The following is a 23,361-nucleotide window of genomic DNA, read 5'->3' on the forward strand; positions in this document are numbered from 1 at the left end:
CGGGGCGGCGCCATTACAGCGCGGGCGGCGGGTTGTAGCCCCACACGGCACCTTGCGGGGCGCGGCCACGGCGGGGCCCCCACCGGGTTTCGACCCGGTGGGGCACAGTCCTTCGCGGCTTCGGGTCGCCCCCTGGGTCACCTCTTGAGCAGGGCGACGAAGGGGGCCCAGGCGGCGGAGCTGAGGAGCACGGCGGGGCCGTCGGGCATCTTGGAGTCACGGACGGGGACCAGGCCGGGGATGTTGTCGGCGACTTCGAGGCAGTCGCCGCCGGTTGCGTTGCTGTAGCTGCTCTTGAACCAGAGAGCGTCACTCAAGTCGATCCGGTTGCTTGTCATTTCGGTAATCCTCTGCCGCTGTTTTGATCATCGCCAAAGACGACTCCGGTGCCAGTGCGACCGCCCTGAGGCGATCGTACGACTTACGGTAGTCCCCCACGAGAGCCGGATCATCGATGGTGTCACCGCTGTGCAGCGCCTCTGTGTAGAAGAGCGGCGGGGCATCAACGAAGGACATGATCTTCGCCGAGCCGGTCATGAACGGGTGCGCCACGCACTTCCGCGGTAGTACCTGCGAAGTGATCCGCCGGCGCTCGGCCAACTCCACAATCCGGTCCAACTGTTCGGCCATGTCCTTGGCCTCCAGAAGCGGATCGGTGATCAGGGACTCATGCAGGATCACCCAGTACTCAGGAGTGCGGTGATCCGCCTCGAAGAGGTCGGCGCGCGCCACCCGAGCGCGGACTTTCTCTTCCACCTCGTCATCGGGGGACAGCGGGAGACCCGCCAGGATGACGGCTCGGGCGTAGGCCGGAGTTTGAAGGAGCCCAGGGAGGAGCATGGGACACCACTCCTCAATGCTCGTAGCGTGCTTCTCCGCCTCCAGGACCTTCTCGAAGTACGCGGCGTGCCCAGCCCTCCGCGCCTTCCGTACATCCTCGCAACGCCGCTCGAAGAACCCGTCAGTGCCCAGCAGCCGATCCGCATGCCGGGCCAGATCGATCGGCATGCGTCGCTCCCCGCGCTCGATGTCGCTGAGGTAGGTCTTGCCGTAGAAGCTGCCTTCGAGAAACGCTTCCAACGACAGTCCCGCCGCCTCCCTCTTCCACCGCAACTCCTTGCCGTAGAAATCGGGGACGCTGATCGAACCGTCGATGTCCTTGCGTCGGACCACGCGCCACCGCCGTAACTCACCGTGCCGTTTCCACTGTTCACGTCGCGGACGCGAACCGTCTTCCACGCTAGCGAGCCACGCGACACTCTGTGAGGTATTCGTCACACACCGCACGGAAGGCTGTAACGCCCCATGCCCGACCAGCCCCCCACCGCCTACGACGTCACCCTCTGCGTAGAGAACCTCCGCGCCGCCCTCGCCCTGCACGACATCACGCTGCCCTCCCTCCTTGCCGACCTGCCGAGCTTCGCGGGCAGGTACACGCCACCCGCCGGCCTCGTCGCGCTCGGAAACTGCAACACCGCCACGGCTCACGCACTCGCCGCCGCCCTCCGGAAGTCGGCGGCCGAGCGATGACGCTCGAACTCAGCCTGCTCGCGACCCCGAAGGCCGTACCCGAACTCCGCTACCACCTTCGCGCACTCGACTTCGAAGTCCGCCTGTGCGCGACGGAGTTGCTGACGAACGTGATCGACCACCTCGGCGAGGGCACACCCGTGACCGTCCGCGTCACCGGAACGGACCTCGGTCACACCCGTATCGAGGTCACCGATCCGGACCCACGCGCGCTGCCCACCCTCCTGGCCGCCTCAGAAACGGCCGAGTCCGGCCGCGGTCTGACGCTGGTCGACGTACTCGCCCGGCGGTGGGGCGTGGAGCAGGGAGCGGACCGCAAGACGGTGTGGTGCGAGCTGGCCCAACCGGGGCAACAGCCGGTCACGCAGAACGAGGGAGTTGCCCGCGCACCCATGCCGGATCGGGATTGACGTGGGGCTGGCCGGCCACGACGACGGTCGGCACGGTCTCGTTGCCCTCGTTGGCCGCCCTCACCGCCGCGGCTCCAGCCGGGTCACGCCAGATGTTCACCCAGTGCAACCGGCGGGCGCGGAGGCCCAACCGCATACGCAGGCGCAGACAGTAAGTACAGCCCGGCCGCCAGTAGACGACCGGCCGACCGTCAGCCGCGCTGCGGCGTTGCGCTTCCGCGGCTCCGATCGACCTCGGGAAGACGAGAGGCGAGTTCAGGCCTGCGAGTAACACGAACACCAGCAGGAGCACTACGGCAGCGCCAGGGCTCCCCTTCAGGACCACCGTGCTCGCAACGACTGAGCCGCAGACCACGAACAGCATCGGCAAGATCCAAGCACGCATCACGAAGACGAAGGCTATCGGGATCGAAAACCGGTCATCTGTGATCGCCTGTCGCGCCCCGCCAGGCGTCCATGTGCACAGAAACTTCACAAGGAGACGCAGTTACTCCTGTGGATGTGCACCTCTGTCAGCAGACTGACCTACCGAAAGGTTCACGCCACCAGCCCGTCGGACAGAAGTGAACATCTGTACGAGACGTTCTGTGTGTGCCTAAAGTGTCGCCGCGCGCCAGCGGAGCCTGACCACTCCGTACGCGCACATCAGTCAGCGACCGGGGGAACGCCGTCGCTCACGGGGAGGGGTTGCATCGCCATGCCGTCGTGCCAGGCGTCCGCACACATGAATCCGGCGCAAGCCACGTGTTCCTGAGGCACCCTCAGGAACACACCGCTGCTCCCTGCTCTTCGGCCGTCCCACGGCCCGCACCCCCTTGCAACGAAGAAAGGGATGGCTCCTTGCAGCCCAGACCATGGTTCCGCCTGCCCACCTCACGAAGATCAGGCAGGTTCACCTCCGCCGTCACCTCCGTCGCCACCCTGGCCGTGGTGGCCGGCCTGGCGGTGCAGCCCGGTTCGGTCCGGCCGAACGCCGAGCCGGTCGCCGACTCCGAGCCCTGGTACCAGGACACAGCCGCCGAGCAGTTGCGCCAGGACCAGTGCCTGATGGCCGACGTGCTGCGGCTGGGTGGACCATCGATGGCCGCGATCGCGAAGGACGGCCTCAACCAGCCCGCCGACAAGCTTCATGTCCTGGCCAACCGGGAGCACTGGGAGCAGACGCCGCTGGCGGTCGCCTTTCAGAAGGACCGAGATGCGGCGAGCAAGGAGATGGATGATCTCGCTGCTCAGCGCGAGAGCTGGGAGAAGCCGCTCCAGGGTCTGGAGCAGCCCGTCGAGTTCAGCGGTGCAGATTTCTACTGGCCGCCCGACGGCGAGCAGAGCTTCTACAACCAGACCGGTCTGAGCAAGTGGGTGTCCGACCGGTTCTGGAAGAACGATTCCGACTTCTACGAGGACGCCACCCCGAAAGCCAACGAGAAGACCCTTAAGGCCGTCGACGACCTGGGCACTTCGAAGTACACGCAGCTTCCCGACCCGTCAAGCGTGAGTCAGGACGAGCGGGAGCGGGCGCTGGCCGAACAGCATGCCTTCGAGTGGATGCACGGCGGCCCCGGCTACAACGCGGGTGCCGACGACGCCCGCATCTTCCTCTCCTCCGGCGGCTTCCCGCGCACCGCCCCGCAGCCGGGCACGCCGGAGTACCGGATCGCGGTGGAGGACGTGAAGGCGCGGTTCGCTTCCTGCGGCTGGCGTGACCCGCTCGACCCGGACGCCGTGCTGGGTGACATCACGTCCACCGCGGCAGACGAGTGGCAGCAGGAGATCTCCTCCCAGACCACCCAGCGCAACCAGATCATCGACGCGAACAAGGATGCGGTCAACGCCCTGTCCAAGGGAGCCAAGGCCCTCAGTGACATGCTGGGGCACTCCTGGGTCGCCGATCACCTCACGAGCTGGCAGGACTACTGGAGTGCCGGTGGCATCGGCTGGATCGGTGACGGCCAGCTGGAGATCCAGGTGACGGCGGCCAAGGGCAAGTGCCTGGACGTGCAGGGATCCGGGACGGCCAACGGCACCCCGGTCCAGATCTACACCTGCAACAACAGCAGCGCTCAGAGGTGGCAGTTGTATGGCCACCACGAGGGCGGTTACACCCTGCGCAACGTCAATTCGGGCAAGTGTCTGGAGGTGCTGAACGGCGCCAGTGCCAACGGCACGAAGATCCAGATCGGGTCCTGCAGCGACAGCACGGCGCGTCAGTGGCGGTTCGACGTCCGGGCCGCGGGCGGGCTACGCAATGCAGCCACGGGCAAGTGTGTGAACCTGGCGGCGTTCGACAACGGCAAGGACGCCCAGCTCTACACGTGCAACGGCTCCGACGCGCAGAAGCTGCGGGTCGTGCCCAAGGACCACAACGGGGACGACAAGCTGGGCTACCCGGACAAGGCCCAGTTCAGCAAGGCCAAGTCCGGTGTCGCCGCCGCTCAGGCGGGGGCGAAAGCGCAGCTCGCCGTGCTCAAGACGCAGCTGGCCGCCGCGCAGAAGGCCGCCACCACCTCGGACACGGCCGTCCAGGCCGCCTATGGCATCGCCGATGCGGCCGGTGCTCCCCGGGGCCGGGGCCTGCTGGTGGGTCTACAGAAGGACCAGGTGACCAAGGGCGCGGCTGCCGCGCTGACGGCGATAGAGAAGGCCGGTGAGACGGCCGAGGCCGCGACCCGCGCCGCCGCAGGGGACAGCGCGACCATCGCGCAGCGCGCCCTGGCTCAGGCCGCGCAGTCGAAGGCGGAGTTCCGCAAGAAGGCCGCCGAGACCGCGGAGTTGCAGGCGAAGGCAGCCGCCGACGCCGCGAAAATCCACCGGGACAACGCCAAGAAGGACAAGGAGACCGCGGAGGCCAAGCTCGCCGACGCCCTGAAGGCCGAGGGCGACGCCAAGGCGGCCGCCGCCGACGCGCACGCCAAGCGGCTCGCGGCCGAGGCCGAGGAGAAGACGGCCAAGGCGGAGAAGGAGACGGCGGCGGCCAAGCAGGCCGAGGCCGCCGAGCACAAGAAGAACGCCGAGTCCGAAGCGACGAAGGCGAAGGACGCCAAGGACAAGGCCGAGGCAGCCGAGAAGACCGCCGAAGGCAAGCGCGACGACGCGGTCACGGCCAAGGACCATGCCAAGGCCATGCGCGACGACGCCTGGGACGCCGAGCAGAAGGCGGACGCGGCCCGCGCCAAGGCCGACGCCAAGGACGCCTACGCCGACAAGCTGGAGTCCGGGGATGCGGCGGACGCGGCCCGCGCCGCCGCGAACGACGCGGACAAGGCCGCTGACGACGCCGAGGCAGCGGCGACAAAGGCCCGCTCCGAGGCCGACGCCGCGACCAAGGCGGCGGCCGACGCCGACGCGGCAGCGACCCGCGCCGAAGCCGCGGCCAAGCGCGCCCGGTCCGACGCGGACGCCGCCCAGGCCGACAAACTCAAGGCCGACGCCGCGGTGAAGACCGCGACCAGCGCTGCCGCGGATGCCATCAAGGCGTCCCAGGACGCCTCAGCCGAGGCCAAGACGGCCGTCAAGCTCGCCAACGAGGCCGAGCAGCACGCCAAGGACGCCAAGACCCAGGCCAACGCGGCGAACGTGGAGGCCGGCAAGGCACTGGCCGCCGCAGCCAAGGCCGCCGGGTTCGCCCACGTCACCGCCCAGGCCGCCGTGGATGCCGGCAAGGCGGCCGAGCAGGTCGCAGCCCCCGCCAACGACGCCATCCAGCTCGGCTCCGCCTACGTCGACACCGACTCCGCCGCCGGCCTGGTCGTGCTGACCGGACAGGCGTCGAAGTCCATCGCCGACCAGCAGCAGGCCGTCGCCGACGCCCACGCCAAGAACGCCGCCGCCGAGGCCCAGGCCGCCAAGAACCTCGCCGACCAGGCCAAGGGCGATGCGAAGGAGGCGTACCAGCACGCGGCCAACGCCGCCCAGTACGCGGCCGACGCCCGCACCTACTCCAAGGAGGCCCTCGGCTACGCGGCCGACGCGGCCAAGGCCGCATCCGCCGCCGCGGACTCACTGGCGCGCACTGTCGAGTACGACAAGCAAGCCGCCGAGGACGCCGCAGCCGCCGACAAGGCAGCCGACAACGCCGAGGGCTACGCCAAGGACGCCCGCGACTCCGCCGACGCCGCCGAACTCGACGCCGCAGCCGCCCGCTCCGCAGCCGCCCAGGCCGAACAGGACGCCAAGGACGCCCGCGCCGCCGCCGACCGCGCCGATGCAGCCGCGACCGAAGCGGAACAGGCGGCGAAGGACGCCGACAAGTACGCCAAGGAAGCCCAGGAAGCGGCCGACCGGACCGAGAAGGCGGCCAAGGCCAAGCAGATCGACGACGGAACCGTCACCGACGAGCACGGCTCCATCGGCAACGTCTTCTACGTCGTCGACCACATCGAGAAGATCGGCGACCCGGAGGTAGTCAGCAAGTCGGGCGGCTGCGACCACTGGTGGGATCACCTCGCCTATCGGGGCAACTGCACGATCACCTCGAAGATCCGGTACAAGGCCGTTCTCAGCCTGTACCTGTGCGCCGCCGAGGGCATCGACCCGCAGAAGCTCATGTGCCCGACCGATGCCACGACCTATCTGGGCGAGGTCAAGACCGACGAACTGTCCCAGGAGGTCACGCACACCATCACGATCGCCGAGTGGCAGGACGGCGTCGATCCCATCGACATCCTCTTCGGCAGCTGGATCAAATGCGCCCAGAAGTTCACCTCCGGCTTCGAGAGCGGAAGCTGGGGCGGCTGCGCCTGGGCGTCCCTGGACGTCGCGAGCCTGTTCGCGGGCAAGATCATCCGACCCATCGCGGAAGCGCTGCGCGCTGTGGACGCATCGATCGCCACCGGGATCGGCATCCGGGACGCGTTCAATGCGCTCAAGGCCATCGACGGCATAGACGCGGCGACGGTTGCCGCGATCGAGAGGGAGGTCGACCTCTATGAGGACGTGATGACCGCGTGCACCAGGAACAGTTTCCCTGGCGAGACCAAGGTCCTCATGGGGGACGGAAGTCGCAAGGCGATCCGCGACATACGCCTCGGTGACCTGGTCCGCGCGACGGACCCGGAGACCGGCCGGCCGTCGGTCCGGCGGGTGACCGACACCCTGCGGCACGACACCCGGCGGCTCGTCGACATCACGGTGGCCGACGGGAGACTGTCCAGCACGCCTGGCCACCGGGTCTTCGTGGAGGGCCGTGGCTGGACCTTGGTCTCCGCCCTGCACGTGGGCGACAGCCTGCGCACGCCGGACGGGACGTTCCGGACCGTCACGGCCGTCAAGGACCGGGCCGGCCTGGCGCCCCAGGAGGTCTTCGACCTGACAGTCGACGGCATCCACACGTTCTACGTCAGCACCGAAGGCGCCCACCCGCAGAGCGTCCTCGTCCACAACTGCGAGGACATCGTGGCCGATGAGAACATCGAAGGGGCTCACACGATCAGCGAGCACGTGACCAAGACCGACGCCCAGATGGAGGCGAAGGCTCTCGACCCGAGGACCACAAAGGGTGTGGCCACCCGTTGGTTCAATGCCGACATCGCCCGGGACGCCGTCAACAAGGCGATGACCCAGTGGCTCGAGCGCAGCCCGAAGCACCTGGAGGAGCTCACCTCTTGGGAGAGGAAACAGGGGCAAAGGATGGGGAAGAAGCTGCCCACCGAGCTCAAGACGATCCGCTGGGAAGTCAGGGACATCGAGACCGGGGGCAAACCACTGGGCTACAAGTGGGTGAAGACCGGCAACACTGCCCAGAAGAGCGAAGTCACGTCCAGGTGGGTCGTCGTGCAGCTGAAGTACATCGGCACGAAGGTCGCTCAGCACCGGCAGGCCAAGTGGGTCGTGTATACCTCGTATCTGGAGGGGTGACGATGGAACACGAGCCTGAGAGCGACGCCGAGGGAGGCTTCCTCGAGGACGTCTACACGACGGACATCGGGCTGACCTGGCTGGCGTCGCGATGGGAGGTGCTGGAGGAGCTCTACAGGGAGTACGTCCAGTCTCACTGTGACGAGGGCCCCGCCGCGGTGTGGCTCAAGATCGCGGAGTCGTCGGTCGACGAGTTCGACCGCTCGAAGGCCGCCCAACTGGGTCAGGACGTCCAGCGGCTGCTGCGCTCTCCGCTGACGGACGAGACGATCCGCACGGTGTGGCTCGCCGCCACCCACGGAGTCTTCGATCCGAGGGAGCACGGTATGAGCGCCGGCGCTTGGCTGCGGAAGGCCGAAGAGGCGTGGCTGGGCCGGGTGCGCCAGAACGATCCCGCGTTCGTCCCCCCGCCGCCGCGACCCGTGGTGGACGAGGAACTTCGGCGGGCCGTCCTCCAGGTGATCCGCCCGGTCGCGGAACGACTGAGCCTCGCGGTCGAGAATCCGCCGTTCGGCACCCCGGTGACCGGCCTTGTCTCCGCGCTGGAGCGGGTGGTCACCGAGTGCTGCGCGGACCTCGGCTACCGGCTGTTCCTGCGTGCCATGAAGGCGTACCACGTACCGGCCGACCGACCGGGCCTCGTCGCCCTCGGTGAGCGTTTCGGCTACCCGGAGTGGGTCGTACCCGAGGGGCTCAACGACCGGGCCGACTGACGTCCAGGGCCGCAGGGGAGGGTAGACGGACACGCCGAAGGAGCGCCATGACCTCGCCGCGGCGATGCCGGGTTCACCTGGATGATCGAGCCGCACGGTGGCAGCTTCGTCGTCTCCGGCCCGTCCGCGTGGCAGGAGGCCGACAGGGTGTACGAGGGTCCGTCCTTGTTCGACTTCTCCCAGCCCTGGCCCCGGACTTCCCTGTGGAGTCGGTCACCGTCGGCTGACCCCGGCAAAAGAAGCTGAGGGCGCCCCCTGTAGAAGGGGGCGCCCTCAGCGCCGTACAAGCCCCTTGGGGCGGCCGTCAGTTGCTGCTGTCGCCGCCCAGGTGGTGCACCCGCAGCATGTTGGTGGTGCCCGGGACGCCGGGGGGCGAGCCGGCGGTGATGATGACGATCTCGCCCGGGTTGAAGCGGTTGGTCTTGGTGATCTCCTGGTCCACCAGGTCGACCATCTCGTCGGTGCTGTTCACGAACGGCACGACGTGCGACTCCACGCCCCAGCTGAGCGCCAGCTGGTTGCGGGTGCCCTCGTCGGTGGTGAAGGCGATGATCGGCTGGGCCGCGCGGTAGCGCGAGAGGCGGCGGGCGGTGTCGCCGGACTGGGTGAAGGCCACCAGGCCCCGGCCGCCGAGGAAGTCGGCGATCTCGCAGGCCGCACGGGCCACCGAACCACCCTGCGTCTTGGGCTTCTTGCCCGGGACCAGCGGCTGGAGGCCCTTGGAGAGCAGCTCCTGCTCGGCCGCGGCGACGATCTTCGACATCGTCTTCACGGTCTCGATCGGGTACGCGCCCACGCTCGACTCGGCCGACAGCATGACCGCGTCGGCGCCGTCCAGGATCGCGTTGGCCACGTCGGAGGCCTCGGCGCGGGTCGGCCGGGAGTTGGTGATCATCGACTCCATCATCTGGGTCGCCACGATCACCGGCTTGGCGTTGCGCCGGCACAGCTCGATCAGGCGCTTCTGCACCATGGGGACCTTCTCGAGCGGATACTCGACGGCGAGGTCACCACGGGCGACCATCACGCCGTCGAACGCCATCACGACGTCCTCCATGTTCTCGACCGCCTGCGGCTTCTCCACCTTGGCGATGACCGGGACGCGGCGGCCCTCCTCGTCCATCACCTTGTGGACGTCCTGGACGTCCTTGGCGTCCCGCACGAAGGACAGCGCGACCAGATCGCAGCCCATGCGCAGCGCGAACCGCAGGTCCTCGATGTCCTTCTCGCTCAGCGCGGGCACGTTCACGGCCGCGCCGGGCAGGTTGATGCCCTTGTGGTCGGAGACCACGCCGCCCTCGATGACGATCGTCCGCACCCGGGGGCCCTCGACGTCCAGGACCTTCAGCTCGACGTTGCCGTCGTTGATCAGGATCTGGTCGCCGCGGTCGACGTCACCCGGCAGGCCCTTGTAGGTGGTCCCGCAGATCTGCTTGTCGCCCGGTACGTTCTCGGTGGTGATGACGAACTCGTCACCGCGCTCGAGCTCGACCGGACCCTCGGCGAAGGTCTCCAGACGGATCTTCGGGCCCTGGAGGTCGGCGAGGACACCGATGGCCCGGCCGGTCTCCTTGGACGCGGCCCGGACGCGGTCGTACCGCGCCTGGTGCTCGGCGTGCGTGCCGTGGCTGAAGTTGAACCGGGCCACGTTCATGCCGGCCTCGATCATGGAGACGAGCATCTCGTGGGAGTCGACCGCGGGGCCGAGAGTGCAGACGATTTTCGAACGGCGCATGGGGGCGATCCTATCGGTTTGTTTCGCTACGGAATATTCCGTCTGGCGGAAGATACAAATGGGCGCGCATGCGCTCAGGCGTGTTACTGACGTGTATACGTGTATTCCTCAGTTGTTCTTTCCGACCAGTGCGTAAGTCTGTGTGGCAATCTCCAGTTCCTCGTCGGTCGGCACCACGGCGACGGCCACACGCGCGTGCCCGGGCGAGATCAGCCGCGGCCGATCGTCCCGTACGGCGTTCAGCTCGCCGTCCACCGCCAGGCCCAACTCCTCCAGGCCCGCGATGGCAGCCTCCCGCACCGGGCTCGCGTTTTCCCCGACTCCCGCTGTGAAGACGACCGCGTCGACCCGTCCCAGCACCGCGTAATAGGCGCCGATGTACTTCTTCAAGCGGTGAATGTAGACGTCGAAGGCGAGCCGCGCCTCTTCGTCCCCCTCGTCGATCCGCCGGCGGATCTCCCGCATGTCGTTGTCCCCGCACAGACCGAACAGACCGCTCCTCTTGTTGAGAAGAGTGTCGATCTCGTCCATGGACATTCCGCCAACACGCGCCAAATGGAAGATGACCGCCGGATCCAGGTCGCCCGACCGGGTCCCCATCACGAGCCCCTCCAAAGGCGTCAGCCCCATGGAGGTGTCCACGCACCGGCCCTTCTCGACCGCGGAGGCCGAAGCGCCGTTGCCCAGGTGCAGCACGATGACGTTGACCTCGGAGGGATCCTTGCCCAGCAGCCGCGCGGTCGCCCGGGAGACGTACGCGTGCGAGGTGCCGTGGAAGCCGTACCGCCGGATCCGGTGCCGGTCCGCGATCTTCGGGTCGATCGCGTAGCGTGCCGCGGACTCCGGCATGGTGGTGTGGAACGCCGTGTCGAAGACGGCGACCTGCGGCAGGTCCGGGCGCAGCGCCATGGCCGTACGGATACCGGTGAGGTTGGCCGGGTTGTGCAGCGGCGCGACCGGGATCAGCCGCTCGATCTCGGTGAGCACCTCGTCGTCGATCACCGTGGGCTCGGTGAAGAACATGCCGCCGTGCACCACCCGGTGCCCGATCGCGGCCAGTTCGGGCGAGTCCAGGCCGAGGCCGTCCTTGGTCAGCTCCTCGGCGACCGACTTGAGGGCGGCGTCGTGGTCGGCGATCGGGCCGCTGTGCTCCCGGGTGTCACCGGTGGTGACGCAGGTGTGCTTGAGCCTCGAGGTCTGCTCGCCGATGCGCTCGACCAGCCCCACCGCCAGCCGGCTGCTGTCGCGCATGTCCAGCAGCTGGTACTTCACCGACGAGGAGCCGGAGTTGAGGACGAGGACACGGGTGGGGCTGCTCACAGCTCGGACGCCTTCTCGCTGGGGTGCTGGGCCTGGATCGCCGTGATGGCGACGGTGTTGACGATGTCCTGGACGAGCGCGCCCCGGGACAGGTCGTTGACCGGCTTGCGCAGACCCTGGAGGACCGGGCCGACGGCGATCGCGCCGGCCGAGCGCTGCACGGCCTTGTAGGTGTTGTTGCCGGTGTTGAGGTCGGGGAAGATCAGCACGCTGGCCTGCCCCGCGACCTCGGAGCCCGGCAGCTTGGTGGCCGCGACCGACGGCTCCACGGCGGCGTCGTACTGGATCGGCCCCTCGATCTTCAGATCGGGCCGGCGCGTGCGGGCCAGCTCGGTCGCGTCGCGCACCTTGTCGACGTCGGCGCCCGAACCGGACGTACCGGTCGAGTACGACAGCATCGCGATCCGCGGCTCCACGCCGAACTGCTGGGCGGTGGCGGCCGACTGGATGGCGATGTCGGCCAGCTGCTCGGCGTTCGGATCCGGGTTGACCGCGCAGTCCCCGTAGACCAGCACCTTGTCCGCGAGGCACATGAAGAACACGGACGAGACGATCGACGACTCGGGCTTGGCCCGCCCGTCTCCCGCCACCGCCCCGCCCGACGCGCTTCGCGCGGCCCCCTTTGTTCTTATGATCTCGAAGGCGGGCCGGATGGTGGCCGCGGTCGAGTGCACGGACCCCGACACCATGCCGTCCGCGAGCCCCTCCTCGACCATCAGCGTGCCGAAGTAGTTGACGTCGGAGACGACGTCGTACGCCAGCTCCACCGTCACGCCCTTGTGGGCCCGCAGCAGCGCGTACTTCTCGGCGAAGGCGTCCCGCAGTTCGGAGGTGGCCGGGTCGATCAGCTGGGCGTCGCCCAGGTCCATGCCGAGATCGGCGGCCTTCTTGCGGATCTGCTCGACCGGCCCGAGCAGCGTCAGGTCGCACACGCCCCGGCGCAGCAGCACCTCGGCCGCGTGCAGCACGCGCTCCTCGGTGCCCTCCGGGAGGACGACCCTCCGCTTCTCGGAACGGGCCTGCTCGAGGAGCTTGTGCTCGAACATCATCGGGGTGAGCCGGTCGCTGCTCGGTGCGGAGACGCGCCTGGCCAGGCCGGCGGTGTCGGCGTACCGCTCGAACAGGCCGAGCGCGGTCTCCGCCTTGCGCGGGGTGGCCGCGTTCAGCTTGCCCTCCAGCGAGAACAGCTGCTCCGCGGTGGGGAAGCTGTTGCCGGACACGGACAGCACCGGGGTGCCGGGGGCGAGGCGGGCGGCCAGCGTGAGGATCTCGTCGCTCGGCACCTCGTCGAGGGTGAGCAGCATCCCGGCTATCGGAGGGGTGCCGGCGCTGTGCGCGGCCAGCGAGCCGACGACCAGGTCGGCCCGGTCGCCCGGGGTGACCACCAGACAGCCCGGGGTCAGGGCGCCGAGGAAGTTCGGCAGCATCGCGCCGCCGAAGACGAAGCCCAGCGCGTCCCGGGCCAGCCCCGAGTCGTCCCCGAGCAGCACCTTGGCGCCGAGGGCCTGGCCGATCTGCGCGACCGTCGGGGCGGACAGCGCGGGCTCGTCCGGAACCACGTAGCAGGGCACCGGCAGGCGGGAGTCGAGCCGCTCGGCGATCTCGTCCCGGTCCTCGCGGACCACCCGGTTGGCGACCATGGCCAGCACGTCGCAGCCCAGCCCCTCGTACGCCCGGTAGGCGTTCCGGGTCTCCGCGAGCACGGACTCGGCCGTCTGCTTGCGCCCGCCCACCACCGGGATCACGGACGCGCCGAACTCGTTCGCCAGCCGCGCGTTCAGGGACAGCTCGTCCGGGAGCTGGGTGTCGGCGAAGTCGGTGCCGAGGACGAGGACGACGTCGTAGTCCCGGGCCACCAGGTGGAAGCGGTCCACGAGGGCGGACACCAGCTCGTCCGTGCCCTGCTCGGCCTGGAGCGCGGACGCCTCGTGGTAGTCCATGCCGTAGACGGTCGCCGGGTCCTGCGACAGCCGGTAGCGCGCACGCAGCAGCTCGAACAGACGGTCGGGCCCGTCGTGGACGAGGGGACGGAACACACCGACCCGGTCGACCTGCCGGGTCAGGAGCTCCATGACTCCCAGCTCGACGACCTGGCGGCCGTCGCCGCGATCGATCCCGGTCACGTACACGCTGCGCGTCACGTGTGCTCTCCCTCTCGGTCTCGTGGTCCGTCTCGGGCCAGAAAAATCGCCCACCGAGGTGAGCAGAACCCTCTTGACAGTACCCCTGAAGCTGGATAAGGCGCCCGTCAGTGCCGTGTCGCCACCAGGTCAGGACGGGAGCCGCAGTGCCCGTGGGGACATGAAACAATCGGACTGGCTCACCGGTACCCACAGCGAGCAGGAGACACAGCACGATGCGCATCGGAGTTCTCACCGCAGGCGGCGACTGCCCCGGCCTGAACGCCGTGATCCGGTCGGTCGTGCACCGAGCGGTCGCGCAGTACGGCGACGAGGTGATCGGCTTTGAAGACGGCTACCGGGGTCTGCTCGACCGCCACTACCGCACCCTCGACCTGGACGCCGTCAGCGGCATCCTGGCCCGCGGCGGCACCATCCTCGGCTCCTCCCGCCTCGAGCGCGACCGGCTGCGCGAGGCCTGCGACGGAGCTGCCGACATGGTCGAGGAGTTCGGCATCGACGCGCTGATCCCCATCGGTGGCGAGGGCACGCTGACCGCGGCGCGCATGCTGTCCGACGCGGGGCTGCCGGTCGTCGGCGTCCCGAAGACGATCGACAACGACATCTCGTCGACGGACCGCACCTTCGGCTTCGACACGGCGGTCGGCGTCGCCACCGAGGCGATGGACCGTCTGAAGACCACCGCCGAGTCCCACCAGCGGGTGATGGTGGTGGAGGTCATGGGCCGCCACGCCGGCTGGATCGCCCTGGAGTCCGGCATGGCCGCCGGTGCCCACGGCATCTGCCTGCCCGAGCGCCCCTTCGACCCCGCCCACCTGGTCAAGATGGTCGAGGAGCGGTTCGCCCGCGGCAAGAAGTTCGCGGTCGTCTGCGTCGCCGAGGGCGCCCACCCCGTCGAGGGCACCATGGACTACAACCGGGGCGAGATCGACCAGTTCGGCCACGAGCGTTTCCAGGGCATCGGCACCGCCCTGGCGTACGAGCTGGAGCGCCGGCTCGGCAAGGAAGCCAAGCCGGTCATCCTCGGCCACGTCCAGCGCGGCGGCGTCCCGACCGCGTACGACCGCGTCCTCGCCACCCGTTTCGGCTGGCACGCGGTGGAGGCCGCGCACCGCGGCGAGTTCGGCAGGATGACCGCGCTGCGCGGCACCGACATCGTGATGGTGCCGCTCGCGGAGGCGGTGACCGAGCTGAAGACGGTGCCGAAGGACCGCATGGACGAGGCGGAGTCGGTCTTCTAGGAAGTCGGTCTTCCAGGGAGTCGGTCTTCCGAGCGGGCTCGGCGAAGTCCGCTACGGTTCGGCAGCGCCCCAAAGGGGCGCGGGGAACTCCGCGACCAGCCACGACGGCGCCGCAGTCGAACGACGGCACATCACGGCACATCCAGCGGAGCGCTCAGGCGGTCTGCCGCCGGATCGCCGTCCAGAAGTGCTCGACGATCCGCTCCGCGAAGTCCTGCCCGCTGTCGTCGGCGCCCGCGTCGCCGCCGCCCCAGCCGAGCGTGGCCGCCGTCAGCCCCTGGTACCCCCGGTGCAACTCCTTGAGTGCCACCTCGAGCAGCCGCCGGTCCAGCGGTACCAGGCGGGCCACCGGCCGGACGTAGGCCTGCCAGCGGGTGGTGACGGCGTTGCGGAGCAGCTCGGCCAGCCTGGGGTCGCGCCCCGTCACGGTGACGAAGTCGGGCAGCGACAGTTCCAGCAGGTGGGCGAGGACGGCCGACTGCCGGTCCGTGCCGCGCCACTCGTCGTTCTCCTCCATACGCAGGTACGCGAGGAACTCCAGCCCGACGGCGAGGGCCACGTCCTCGGCGGCCAGCCCCCGGGCGATCCGGTGCTCCCGCAGCGTCCGCGGCCTGCCGATGAGCTCACCCGGTGAACACCACAGCACCGCCGCGAGTGCGGTGAGCTCGGTGTTGCTGGGCGAGGTGAGCCCGCGCTCCCAGGCGACGACGAGGTCGGGGGAGACGTACGGCAGCCCGTACGAGGCGCGCATGCCGTAGGCGACCTGCGCGGGCCCCATGCCGAGGGCGGTACGGAGTCGTCGGGCGGCGGGGGCGTCGAAAGGCGGTCCTGGCTGATCCGGTCGAACTGAGGGCGGTCGGCGCACGCGGCTCAAACTAGGGGGCGGGAGCGCGGGGTGACTACGGACTGTTCGGCCAGGATCACGGACTGTATGAAGGCGCGGTTCCGGCCCGGGACGGGGTGGCTGGAACCGTACGTTCCGGGGGTGGGTGGCCGGAATGGCAAGGTGGAGCGGCATATGCGGGTGCGGGGCGCGGGCCGGACGGCGAGGTGAGCGGGGCGAAGCGGGGGCGGAAGAGCGGTCCGGGGGAGGGGAAAACGGCGGCTCGATCCGTACGCTGCCTCACCCCTTGACCGCCCCGCCCAGCGCGAATCCCCCGCCCAGCCGCCGGGCCACCGACACGTACAGCACGATCACCGGCGTCGAGTAGACGACGGAGAACGCGGCCAGCTGCCCGTACACCACCATCCCGCGATTGCCGAAGAACTCGTTGATGCTGACCGAGGCGGGCATCTGATCGGGCGTCAGCAGCAGCATGAACGGGACGAAGAAGTTCCCCCACATCATCACGAAGGAGAAGACGGTCACCACCGCGACACCGGGGCCCATCAGCGGCAGCACGATCCGCACCAGCGACTGGAGGGTCCCCGCCCCGTCCGTCCAGGCGGCCTCCTCCAGCTCCTTCGGGACCCCGTCCATGAAGTTCTTCATCAGCCATATCGCGAAGGGCAGTTGGGACGCGGCGAAGAACAGGGCCGTGCCCTGCGTGGTGTCGATGAGGTTCACCCGCACGAACAGCGCGTACACCGGGACCATGATCGCCGTGATCGGCAGGCTCGTCGTGAAGAGGATCGTCAGCAGGAACGGGCGGTTGAGCCGCGACCGGAAGCGCGACAGCGGGTACGCCGCGAGCGCCGCGCACACCACCGTCAGCAGCGTTCCGCCGCCGCACAGGACCAGGCTGTTCAGCAGCGGGGTGAAGGTGATGTCCGGCTTCAGCACGGCGTCGAAGTTGCCGAGCGTCACACCGTCCGGGACCTTCACCCGGAGATCCGCGTGAGCGTCCAGCGCGGACAGGACCACCCAGGCAAGCGGGAGCGCGAAGGCGGCGGCGCAGAAGAGAAGTCCGGCGTCGGCGGCCAGGCGACGGGACGTACGGCGACGGAGGGCGCGACGCAGGGCCATCTCAGACCTCCGCCCGCAGCAGACGCAGATACACGACGGAGAACAGGGAGCCGACGACCAGGAGCAGCAGCGCCACCGCGGTGCCGTAGCCGATCATGCTCTTCTGGAACGCCTGCTCGTACATGAACAGGGGGAGCGTCTGGCTCTTGTCCCCAGGGCCGCCTCTCGTCATCACCCAGATCAGACCGAAGACGGAGAGCGTCTGGAGGGTGTTGAGCATCAGGTTCGTGGCGATCGAGCGGCGGATCATCGGCAGCGTGATGTGCCACAGGCGGCGCAGGCCGCCCGCGCCGTCGACCTCGGCGGCCTCCGTGATCTCCTGGGGGATCTCGTTCAGCGCCGCCGAGTACACCAGCATCGAGAAGGCCGTGCCGCGCCACACGTTCGCGAACGACACCGCCAGGATCGGAAGCGTGAACAGCCAGTTCTGGCGCGGCAGATGGAGCCCGTCCAGGATGGCGTTCAGGGTGCCTTCCCGCCGGAAGAAGGCATAGAGCAGGAACCCCGCGACCACCTCCGGCAGCACCCACGCCGTGATCACGACCCCGCCGGTGAGCGTACGGACGGGCTTCGACGCCCGCTGCATCAGCCCGGCCAGCGCCAGGCCCAGGGTGTTCTGCCCGACGAGGGACGACAGGACCGTGAAGACGAGCGTCAGCCACACCGCGTTGCGGAAGGCCGCGTCCTGGAAGGCCGTACGGAAGTTGTCGAAGCCCACGAAGGAGGAGTGGGCCTGGCCGGTGAGCTGGAGGTCGGTGAAGGCGATGTAGACGCAGTAGGCGATGGGTCCCGCGAGGAAGAGCAGCAGGAGGGCGAGGGCGGGCGTGAGGGGCAGGGCGCGGAGCAGGGCCCTGCTGGGATGTCCCCGGGTCACTTCTTGACCACTTGGCCGTCGGTGACCTGCTTCAGTTCGTCGTCGTACGCGCTCGCCGCCTTGTCGACCGAGGCGTCACCGGTGGTCACGCTCTCCATCGCCTCCTGGATGGCGGTGGAGACCTTCGGGTACGCGGGGTAGGCGGGCCGGTAGTGGGTGCTGGCGACCAGGTCGGTGAAGAACTTGATGCCGGGCTGGGCGGTGGCGTACGAGGAGTCGCTCGCCACGTCCTTCCGTACCGCGATACCGGAGTTGGCGATGTACCACTTCTGGGCGTTGGTCTTCGTCTGCATCGTCCTGATGAAGTCGAAGGCCAGGCCGGGATGGGCCGCCTTGGCCGGGATCGACCAGGTCCAGCCGCCGGACATGCTCACCTTGCCCGGGGCCTGGCCGTGCTGGGTGGGCATGGTGGCGAGGCCCAGCCGCTTCGACCAGTCGAGCCATGCGTGCCCGCTGCCGGGGAGCCAGTCCTGCGGGAGCCAGGAGCCGTCCAGGTCGATGCCGAGCTTGCCCTGGGGGAGGAGTTCGCCGCGGACCGTGGTGCTGTAGTTGGGGTCGAGGGCGTCGGAGACGTCGGGGCCGAGCTTCTCCTTGTAGACGGTCTCGACGAACGTGAGGGCGTCCTTGAAACCCTGGCTGCCGGCGACCCAGTTCTTGGTGGCCTTGTCGTACAGGGGGTCCGTGCTGCCGTCGCCCGTGCCGTAGAGCAGCATCTCGAAGGCCTGCATGGTGGCGGTCTCGCCGGCGGGTTTGCCGGTGTAAACGTTGAGCGGGGTGACGCCGGGGACCTTGCGCTTGATGGTGCGGGCGGCGGCGAGGACGTCGTCCCAGGTCCTCGGCTGCCAGTCGGCGGGCAGACCGGCCTTGGCGAAGATTCCCCTGTCGAACCAGAGTCCCCGGGTGTCGGTGCCGTCCGGGACGCCGTACGTCTTCCCGTCCTCGCCCCTGGCCGCGGACTTCGCCGTGTCGATGAACTGGCTCCAGTCCTTCCACTTGGCGAGGTACGGGTCGAGAGGCTTCAAGTACCCGCTCGTGATGTCCGAGTTGATGAGGAAGGTGTCCTCGTAGACCAGGTCGGGGGCGGTCCTGGGGGAGCGGAGCATCTGCTGGAGCTTGGTGTAGTACTCCGAGTCCGGGGCCTTGATGGGGACGAGCTGGACCTTCTTGCCGGGGTACTGCTTCTCGAACTGCTTCTTGATGTCGGCGAGGTAGGTGTCCATCACCTTGATGGAGTTGTCCGTCGACTGTTTGAAGGAGACCTTCAGCGTGTTCGGATCGCTGCCGGAACCGCCGCCGCAGGCGGTGAGGGCGGTCGCGGCGAGGGCGGCGGTGAGGAGGAGGGGTAGGGCGGCGGTGGGGCGCACGGGCATGACCTCCTGCGGACGCACTTCGTTGTGGCGCGGAGATTGCTGCGGTGCGAAGGTAAGAGGAATGGTCTAGTCAGGTCAATGGTCGCGGCAGCGGTGAGTGCCGTCGCACGGGCTCACGGTCGCCGCTGCTCCACCGCGCTCACCCACCGGTAGACCAACTCCGGTCTCCCCACCTGTCCGTACACCGGTTTCCGCTCCGCCCGAGCCCCCTCCACCAGGTGCTCCAGATACCGTCGGGCCGTGATCCGGGAAATCCCCACGGCCTCCGCGACGCCCGCTGCCGTGAGCCCTTCGGAGGCCTCGCGCAGGGCGCCGGTCACGCTTTCCAGGGTCGGCCCGCTCAGCCCCTTCGGAAGGGCCGCGGGGCCCGGGGCGCGCAGGGCCCCCAGCGCCCGGTCCACCTCGTCCTGGCCGCTCGCCTCGCCGACCGCGGCGCGGAACTCGGCGTACCGGACCAGCCGGTCACGCAGTGTGGCGAAGGTGAACGGCTTCAGAACGTACTGGACGACCCCGAGCGAGACCCCCTCCCGCACCACCGCCAGATCCCGCGCCGACGTCACCGCGATCACGTCCGCGTGATGCCCGGCCGCCCGCAGCGACCGGGCGAGCTGGAGCCCGTGCACATCGGGCAGGTGCAGGTCGAGCAACAGCAGGTCGACCGGCGTACGGTCCAGCATCCGCCGCGCCTCCGCCCCGGTGTGCGCCTTGCCGACGGCCGTGAAGCCCGGCACCCGGCCGACGTACATGACGTGCGCGTCCGCCGCTACGGGATCGTCCTCCACCACCAGCACGCGGATGTGCTGCTCGTTCGTCATACGTCGCCTCCAGACACCGGGGACGGCCCGACCGCCGTACGCAACGGCAGCCGTACCTCGAACTGGGCCCCGCCGCCGTCGGCCTCCGCCACGGACAGGGTCCCGTGCAGCCGGTGCACGGCCTGCCGCACCAGCGCCAGGCCGAGCCCCCGCCCGCCCGGGCCCGCCGGCTTGGTGGAGAACCCCCGCTGGAATACCAGGTCGGCGAGGGCGGGATCCACACCGGTCCCGGTGTCCGCCACCCGCAGCACCAGAGTCCGCGAGGGCTCGTCCGTGTCGTCGGTGGACGCCGTCACCGTCACCCGGGCCTTGGCGCTGCCCTGCGCCGCGTCCACCGCGTTGTCGATCAGGTTGCCGAGAATGGTCACCAGGTCCCGTGCCGAGAGGTCGTCCGGGAGCACTCCGTCGTCCAGCCGGCTCTCCGGCGAGACCAGGAGTTCCACGCCCCGCTCGTTCGCCTGTGCCGTCTTGCCCAGCAGCAGCGCGGCCAGCACCGGCTCGCTCACCGCCGCCACCACCTGGTCGGTCAGCGCCTGCGCCAGTTCCAGTTCCGCCGTCGCGAAGTCGACCGCCTCCTCCGCACGGCCCAGCTCGATCAGGGAGACCACCGTGTGGAGGCGGTTCGCGGCCTCGTGGGCCTGCGAGCGGAGGGCCTGTGTGAAACCGCGCTCGGAGTCCAACTCGCCCATCAGCGACTGGAGTTCGGTGACATCGCGCAGGGTGACCACCGTGCCCCGGCGCTCGCCGCCCGACACCGGTGAGGTGTTCACCACCAGCACCCGGTCAGCCGTCAGGTGCACCTCGTCCACCCTCGGCTCCGACGCCAGCAGCGCGCCGGTCAGCGGCACGGGCAGGCCGAGGTCGGCGACCGACCGGCCCATCACCTCGCCCTCCGGACCCACCCCGAGCAGCTCCCGCCCGCCGTCGTTGATCAGCGCCACCCGGTACTGCCCGTCCAGCATCAGCAGCCCCTCCCGCACCGCGTGCAGGGCGGCCTGGTGGTAGTCGTGCACATGACTGAGCTCGGTCGCGTTCATGCCATGGGTGTGGCGGCGCAGGCGGGCGTTGACGACGTACGTGCCGACCGCGCCCAGCAGCAGGGCGCCGATGGCGACGCCGAACAGGGCCGTGACCTGTTCCTGGACGCGGCGGCTGATCGCCTCGACCCGGATGCCGGCGCTGACCAGGCCGATGACGTGGCCGTTCTCCATCACCGGCGTCACCGTGCGGACGGAGGCGCCGAGGGTGCCGGTGAAGGTCTCCGAGTGGGTGCGGCCCTGCTGGGCGTCCTCGATGTGGCCCAGGTAGCGCTTGCCGAGCTGCTTCTTGTCGGGGTGGGTCCAGCGGATCCCGTCCGGGGTCATGATCGTGACGAAGTCGACCCCGGTGTCGCGCATGACCTGGAGGGCGTACGGCTGGAGGTGCGCCGACGGGTCCGGCGCGTGGATCGCGGCCCGTACGGAGGGGGTGTCCGCGATGGAGCGGGCCACGGCCGTCGCCTGGCGGGTCGCCGCCTCCTCGGCCTGCCGCTGGTCGCTGACGTAGGTGAACAGCGCGTATCCGGCCACGACCACCGCTATGAGCACGGCCTGCATGGCGAACAGCTGGCCGGCCAGGCTGCGGGGCCTCGGGATGGCTGGAACTCGCATGTCGTCAGTGTGCCTCCGAGGTAAGCGTGAACTAAATGAACGGAAGGGTGACCGCCCTCACACGGCGGGAGATAGTCACTGGCATTCCCCTATAACGCCCGGACGTGAGCCGCACGCCGGTGTTAGCCGACGAAGACGTCAAGGAGGGCAGCCGTGGCCGCCAGCACTTCCGATACGGCACCTGCCGCACCCGCCGCGAAGCGGGACCGCACTCATTACCTGTACATAGCCGTGATCGTCGCGGTGGCGCTCGGTATCGCGGTGGGCTTGATCTGGCCCGACACCGGGGTCGAACTCAAGCCACTGGGCACGGGCTTTGTGAACCTGATCAAGATGATGATCTCGCCGATCATCTTCTGCACCATCGTGCTCGGGATCGGGTCGGTCCGGAAGGCCGCCAAGGTCGGTGCGGTCGGCGGTATCGCGCTCGGCTACTTCACGGTGATGTCGCTGGTCGCGCTGACCATCGGTCTCGTCGTCGGCAACGTGCTGCACCCGGGCGACGGGCTGCACATCACCAACGCGATCAAGGCGTCCGGGCACGACCAGGTGTCCGCCGACGCGCTGCCGCCGGTGGACTTCGTGCTGTCGATCATCCCGGTGACCTTCGTCTCCGCCTTCACCGAGGGCCAGGTGCTCCAGACCCTGCTGGTCGCCCTGCTCACCGGTTTCGCGCTCCAGGCGATGGGGCCGGTCGGGCAGCCGGTGCTGCGCGGTGTCGAGCACATCCAGCGGCTCGTCTTCCGCATCCTCGCCATGGTGATGTGGGCCGCCCCGATCGGTGCCTTCGGTGCCATCGCCGCGGTGGTCGGCTCGGCCGGTGTGGACGCGCTGAAGAGCCTCGCCGTGCTCATGCTCGGCTTCTACCTGACCTGCGTCCTGTTCGTCTTCGTCGTGCTCGGTGCGCTGCTGCGGGTCATCACCGGCCTGAACATCTTCTCGCTGTTCAAGTACCTGGGCCGGGAGTTCCTGCTGATCCTGTCCACCTCCTCCTCCGAGTCCGCGCTGCCGCGGCTGATCGCGAAGATGGAGCACCTGGGCGTCAGCAAGCCGGTGGTCGGCATCACCGTCCCGACCGGCTACTCCTTCAACCTCGACGGCACGATGATCTACATGACCATGGCGTCGCTCTACATCGCGGACGCCCTGGGCACGCCGATGTCCGTCGGCGAGCAGATCCCGCTGCTGCTCTTCCTGCTGCTCGCCTCCAAGGGCGCGGCGGGCGTCAGCGGCGCCGGTCTGGCCACGCTGGCCGGCGGTCTTCAGTCGCACAAGCCCGCGCTGGTCGACGGCGTCGGCCTGATCGTCGGCATCGACCGCTTCATGAGCGAGGCCCGCGCCCTGACGAACTTCGCGGGCAACGCCGTCGCCACCGTCCTGATCGGCACCTGGACGAAGGAGATCGACCGGGACCGCGTCCGGCAGGTGCTCGCCGGTGAGCTGCCGTTCGACGAGACGACCCTGCTGGACGAGGGCGCGTCCGCGCCGGCCGCGGATCTGCCCGAACCGCGCCAGGGCGGCGACAAGGAACTCGCCAAGGCCTGAGCCCCCCATACCCCGGGCGTCCGGCCCCGCCTGAACCCGGGCCGGGCGCCCGGACGAACCGTCTCCGGGCGGCTGAGACTCCCCCCGTAAGCTCAGCCGCCCGGAGGCCTCTTTTCGCGACCTACTCGCTCAGCTTCGCCACCAGCGCGGTGGCGGTGGAGGCGGGCACGCCCGCCGCGTTCAGGACACTGACCGCGGCGGC

Annotated in this window: 18 protein-coding genes; 6 read left to right on the forward strand and 12 right to left on the reverse strand. The window is 69.2% G+C overall.

Annotation, left to right across the window (positions count from 1 at the left end):
• Positions 1-137 precede the first annotated feature (137 nt).
• Entirely contained in the window at positions 138-338 is a 201-nt protein-coding gene (locus tag ACWGJM_RS47110) for a DUF397 domain-containing protein (protein ID WP_453417954.1), read from the reverse strand.
• A complete protein-coding gene (locus ACWGJM_RS47115) occupies positions 310-1,173 on the reverse strand; it encodes a helix-turn-helix domain-containing protein (protein ID WP_453417955.1) in 864 nt (287 codons plus the stop codon). Before ACWGJM_RS47115 ends, ACWGJM_RS47110 begins: the two co-directional genes overlap by 29 nt.
• A gap of 132 nt (positions 1,174-1,305) precedes the next feature.
• Here ACWGJM_RS47115 and ACWGJM_RS47120 point away from each other — a divergent pair, with 132 nt between their 5' ends.
• Together ACWGJM_RS47120 and ACWGJM_RS47125 are read left to right on the forward strand one after the other, a co-directional pair.
• Positions 1,306-1,530, forward strand: coding sequence for a hypothetical protein (locus tag ACWGJM_RS47120; protein ID WP_453417956.1), 225 nt, complete (start codon positions 1,306-1,308; stop codon positions 1,528-1,530).
• Positions 1,527-1,940 carry an ATP-binding protein gene (locus tag ACWGJM_RS47125; RefSeq protein ID WP_453417957.1) on the forward strand — a complete coding sequence of 138 codons (414 nt, stop codon included), beginning with the start codon at positions 1,527-1,529 and terminating at the stop codon, positions 1,938-1,940. Before ACWGJM_RS47120 ends, ACWGJM_RS47125 begins: the two co-directional genes overlap by 4 nt.
• Here the strand turns inward: ACWGJM_RS47125 and ACWGJM_RS47130 are convergent.
• The gene (locus ACWGJM_RS47130) at positions 1,891-2,328 is read right to left on the reverse strand and encodes a glutaredoxin domain-containing protein (RefSeq protein WP_453417971.1); all 438 of its coding nucleotides are present in this window, start codon (positions 2,326-2,328) and stop codon (positions 1,891-1,893) included. The two genes, ACWGJM_RS47125 and ACWGJM_RS47130, sit on opposite strands and share 50 nt — an antisense overlap.
• A 452-nt stretch (positions 2,329-2,780) precedes the next feature.
• Between ACWGJM_RS47130 and ACWGJM_RS47135 the strand changes: the two genes are divergently transcribed.
• Positions 2,781-7,790, forward strand: a complete 5,010-nt coding sequence (locus ACWGJM_RS47135; RefSeq protein ID WP_453417958.1) for a ricin-type beta-trefoil lectin domain protein — start codon at positions 2,781-2,783, stop codon at positions 7,788-7,790.
• 2 nt (positions 7,791-7,792) lie between these two features.
• Positions 7,793-8,503: a hypothetical protein gene (locus ACWGJM_RS47140; RefSeq protein WP_453417959.1), complete on the forward strand. Its 711-nt coding sequence runs from the start codon at positions 7,793-7,795 to the stop codon at positions 8,501-8,503.
• Positions 8,504-8,807: 304 nt separating this feature from the next.
• Here the strand turns inward: ACWGJM_RS47140 and pyk are convergent, their stop codons facing one another.
• From pyk to pta, 3 genes are all read right to left on the reverse strand, one after another.
• Positions 8,808-10,238 carry a pyruvate kinase gene (gene pyk, locus ACWGJM_RS47145; RefSeq protein WP_453417960.1) on the reverse strand — a complete coding sequence of 477 codons (1,431 nt, stop codon included), beginning with the start codon at positions 10,236-10,238 and terminating at the stop codon, positions 8,808-8,810.
• A gap of 108 nt (positions 10,239-10,346) precedes the next feature.
• Positions 10,347-11,558, reverse strand: coding sequence for an acetate kinase (locus ACWGJM_RS47150; RefSeq protein ID WP_453417961.1), 1,212 nt, complete (start codon positions 11,556-11,558; stop codon positions 10,347-10,349).
• Positions 11,555-13,699 (reverse strand): phosphate acetyltransferase, encoded by a 2,145-nt coding sequence (gene pta / locus ACWGJM_RS47155; protein WP_453417962.1) that lies wholly within the window; start codon positions 13,697-13,699, stop codon positions 11,555-11,557. The genes ACWGJM_RS47150 and pta overlap by 4 nt, the downstream gene beginning before the upstream one ends.
• Positions 13,700-13,914: 215 nt before the next feature.
• Here pta and ACWGJM_RS47160 point away from each other — a divergent pair, with 215 nt between their 5' ends.
• The gene (locus ACWGJM_RS47160) at positions 13,915-14,940 is read left to right on the forward strand and encodes an ATP-dependent 6-phosphofructokinase (protein ID WP_453417963.1); all 1,026 of its coding nucleotides are present in this window, start codon (positions 13,915-13,917) and stop codon (positions 14,938-14,940) included.
• Positions 14,941-15,094: 154 nt separating this feature from the next.
• On the opposite strand, the gene ACWGJM_RS47165 is transcribed toward ACWGJM_RS47160, so the two are convergent.
• From ACWGJM_RS47165 to ACWGJM_RS47190, 6 genes are all read right to left on the reverse strand, one after another.
• A complete protein-coding gene (locus tag ACWGJM_RS47165; protein WP_453417964.1) occupies positions 15,095-15,718 on the reverse strand; it encodes an XRE family transcriptional regulator in 624 nt (207 codons plus the stop codon).
• Positions 15,719-16,063: 345 nt separating this feature from the next.
• On the reverse strand, positions 16,064-16,906 hold the full coding sequence (locus ACWGJM_RS47170; protein ID WP_453417965.1) for a carbohydrate ABC transporter permease: 843 nt from the start codon (positions 16,904-16,906) through the stop codon (positions 16,064-16,066).
• A 1-nt stretch (position 16,907) separates the two neighbouring features.
• Entirely contained in the window at positions 16,908-17,780 is an 873-nt protein-coding gene (locus ACWGJM_RS47175) for a carbohydrate ABC transporter permease (protein WP_453417966.1), read from the reverse strand.
• Positions 17,777-19,150, reverse strand: coding sequence for an extracellular solute-binding protein (locus ACWGJM_RS47180; RefSeq protein ID WP_453417967.1), 1,374 nt, complete (start codon positions 19,148-19,150; stop codon positions 17,777-17,779). The genes ACWGJM_RS47175 and ACWGJM_RS47180 overlap by 4 nt, the downstream gene beginning before the upstream one ends.
• Positions 19,151-19,263: 113 nt before the next feature.
• Entirely contained in the window at positions 19,264-19,965 is a 702-nt protein-coding gene (locus tag ACWGJM_RS47185; RefSeq protein ID WP_453417968.1) for a response regulator, read from the reverse strand.
• Complete coding sequence (locus ACWGJM_RS47190; RefSeq protein WP_453417969.1) at positions 19,962-21,614, reverse strand: sensor histidine kinase; 1,653 nt, start codon at positions 21,612-21,614, stop codon at positions 19,962-19,964. The genes ACWGJM_RS47185 and ACWGJM_RS47190 overlap by 4 nt, the downstream gene beginning before the upstream one ends.
• A 153-nt stretch (positions 21,615-21,767) precedes the next feature.
• Between ACWGJM_RS47190 and ACWGJM_RS47195 the strand changes: the two genes are divergently transcribed.
• Positions 21,768-23,159: a cation:dicarboxylate symporter family transporter gene (locus ACWGJM_RS47195; RefSeq protein WP_453417970.1), complete on the forward strand. Its 1,392-nt coding sequence runs from the start codon at positions 21,768-21,770 to the stop codon at positions 23,157-23,159.
• Positions 23,160-23,361: the final 202 nt, after the last annotated feature.

Source organism: Streptomyces sp. NPDC054834 (assembly GCF_053611185.1).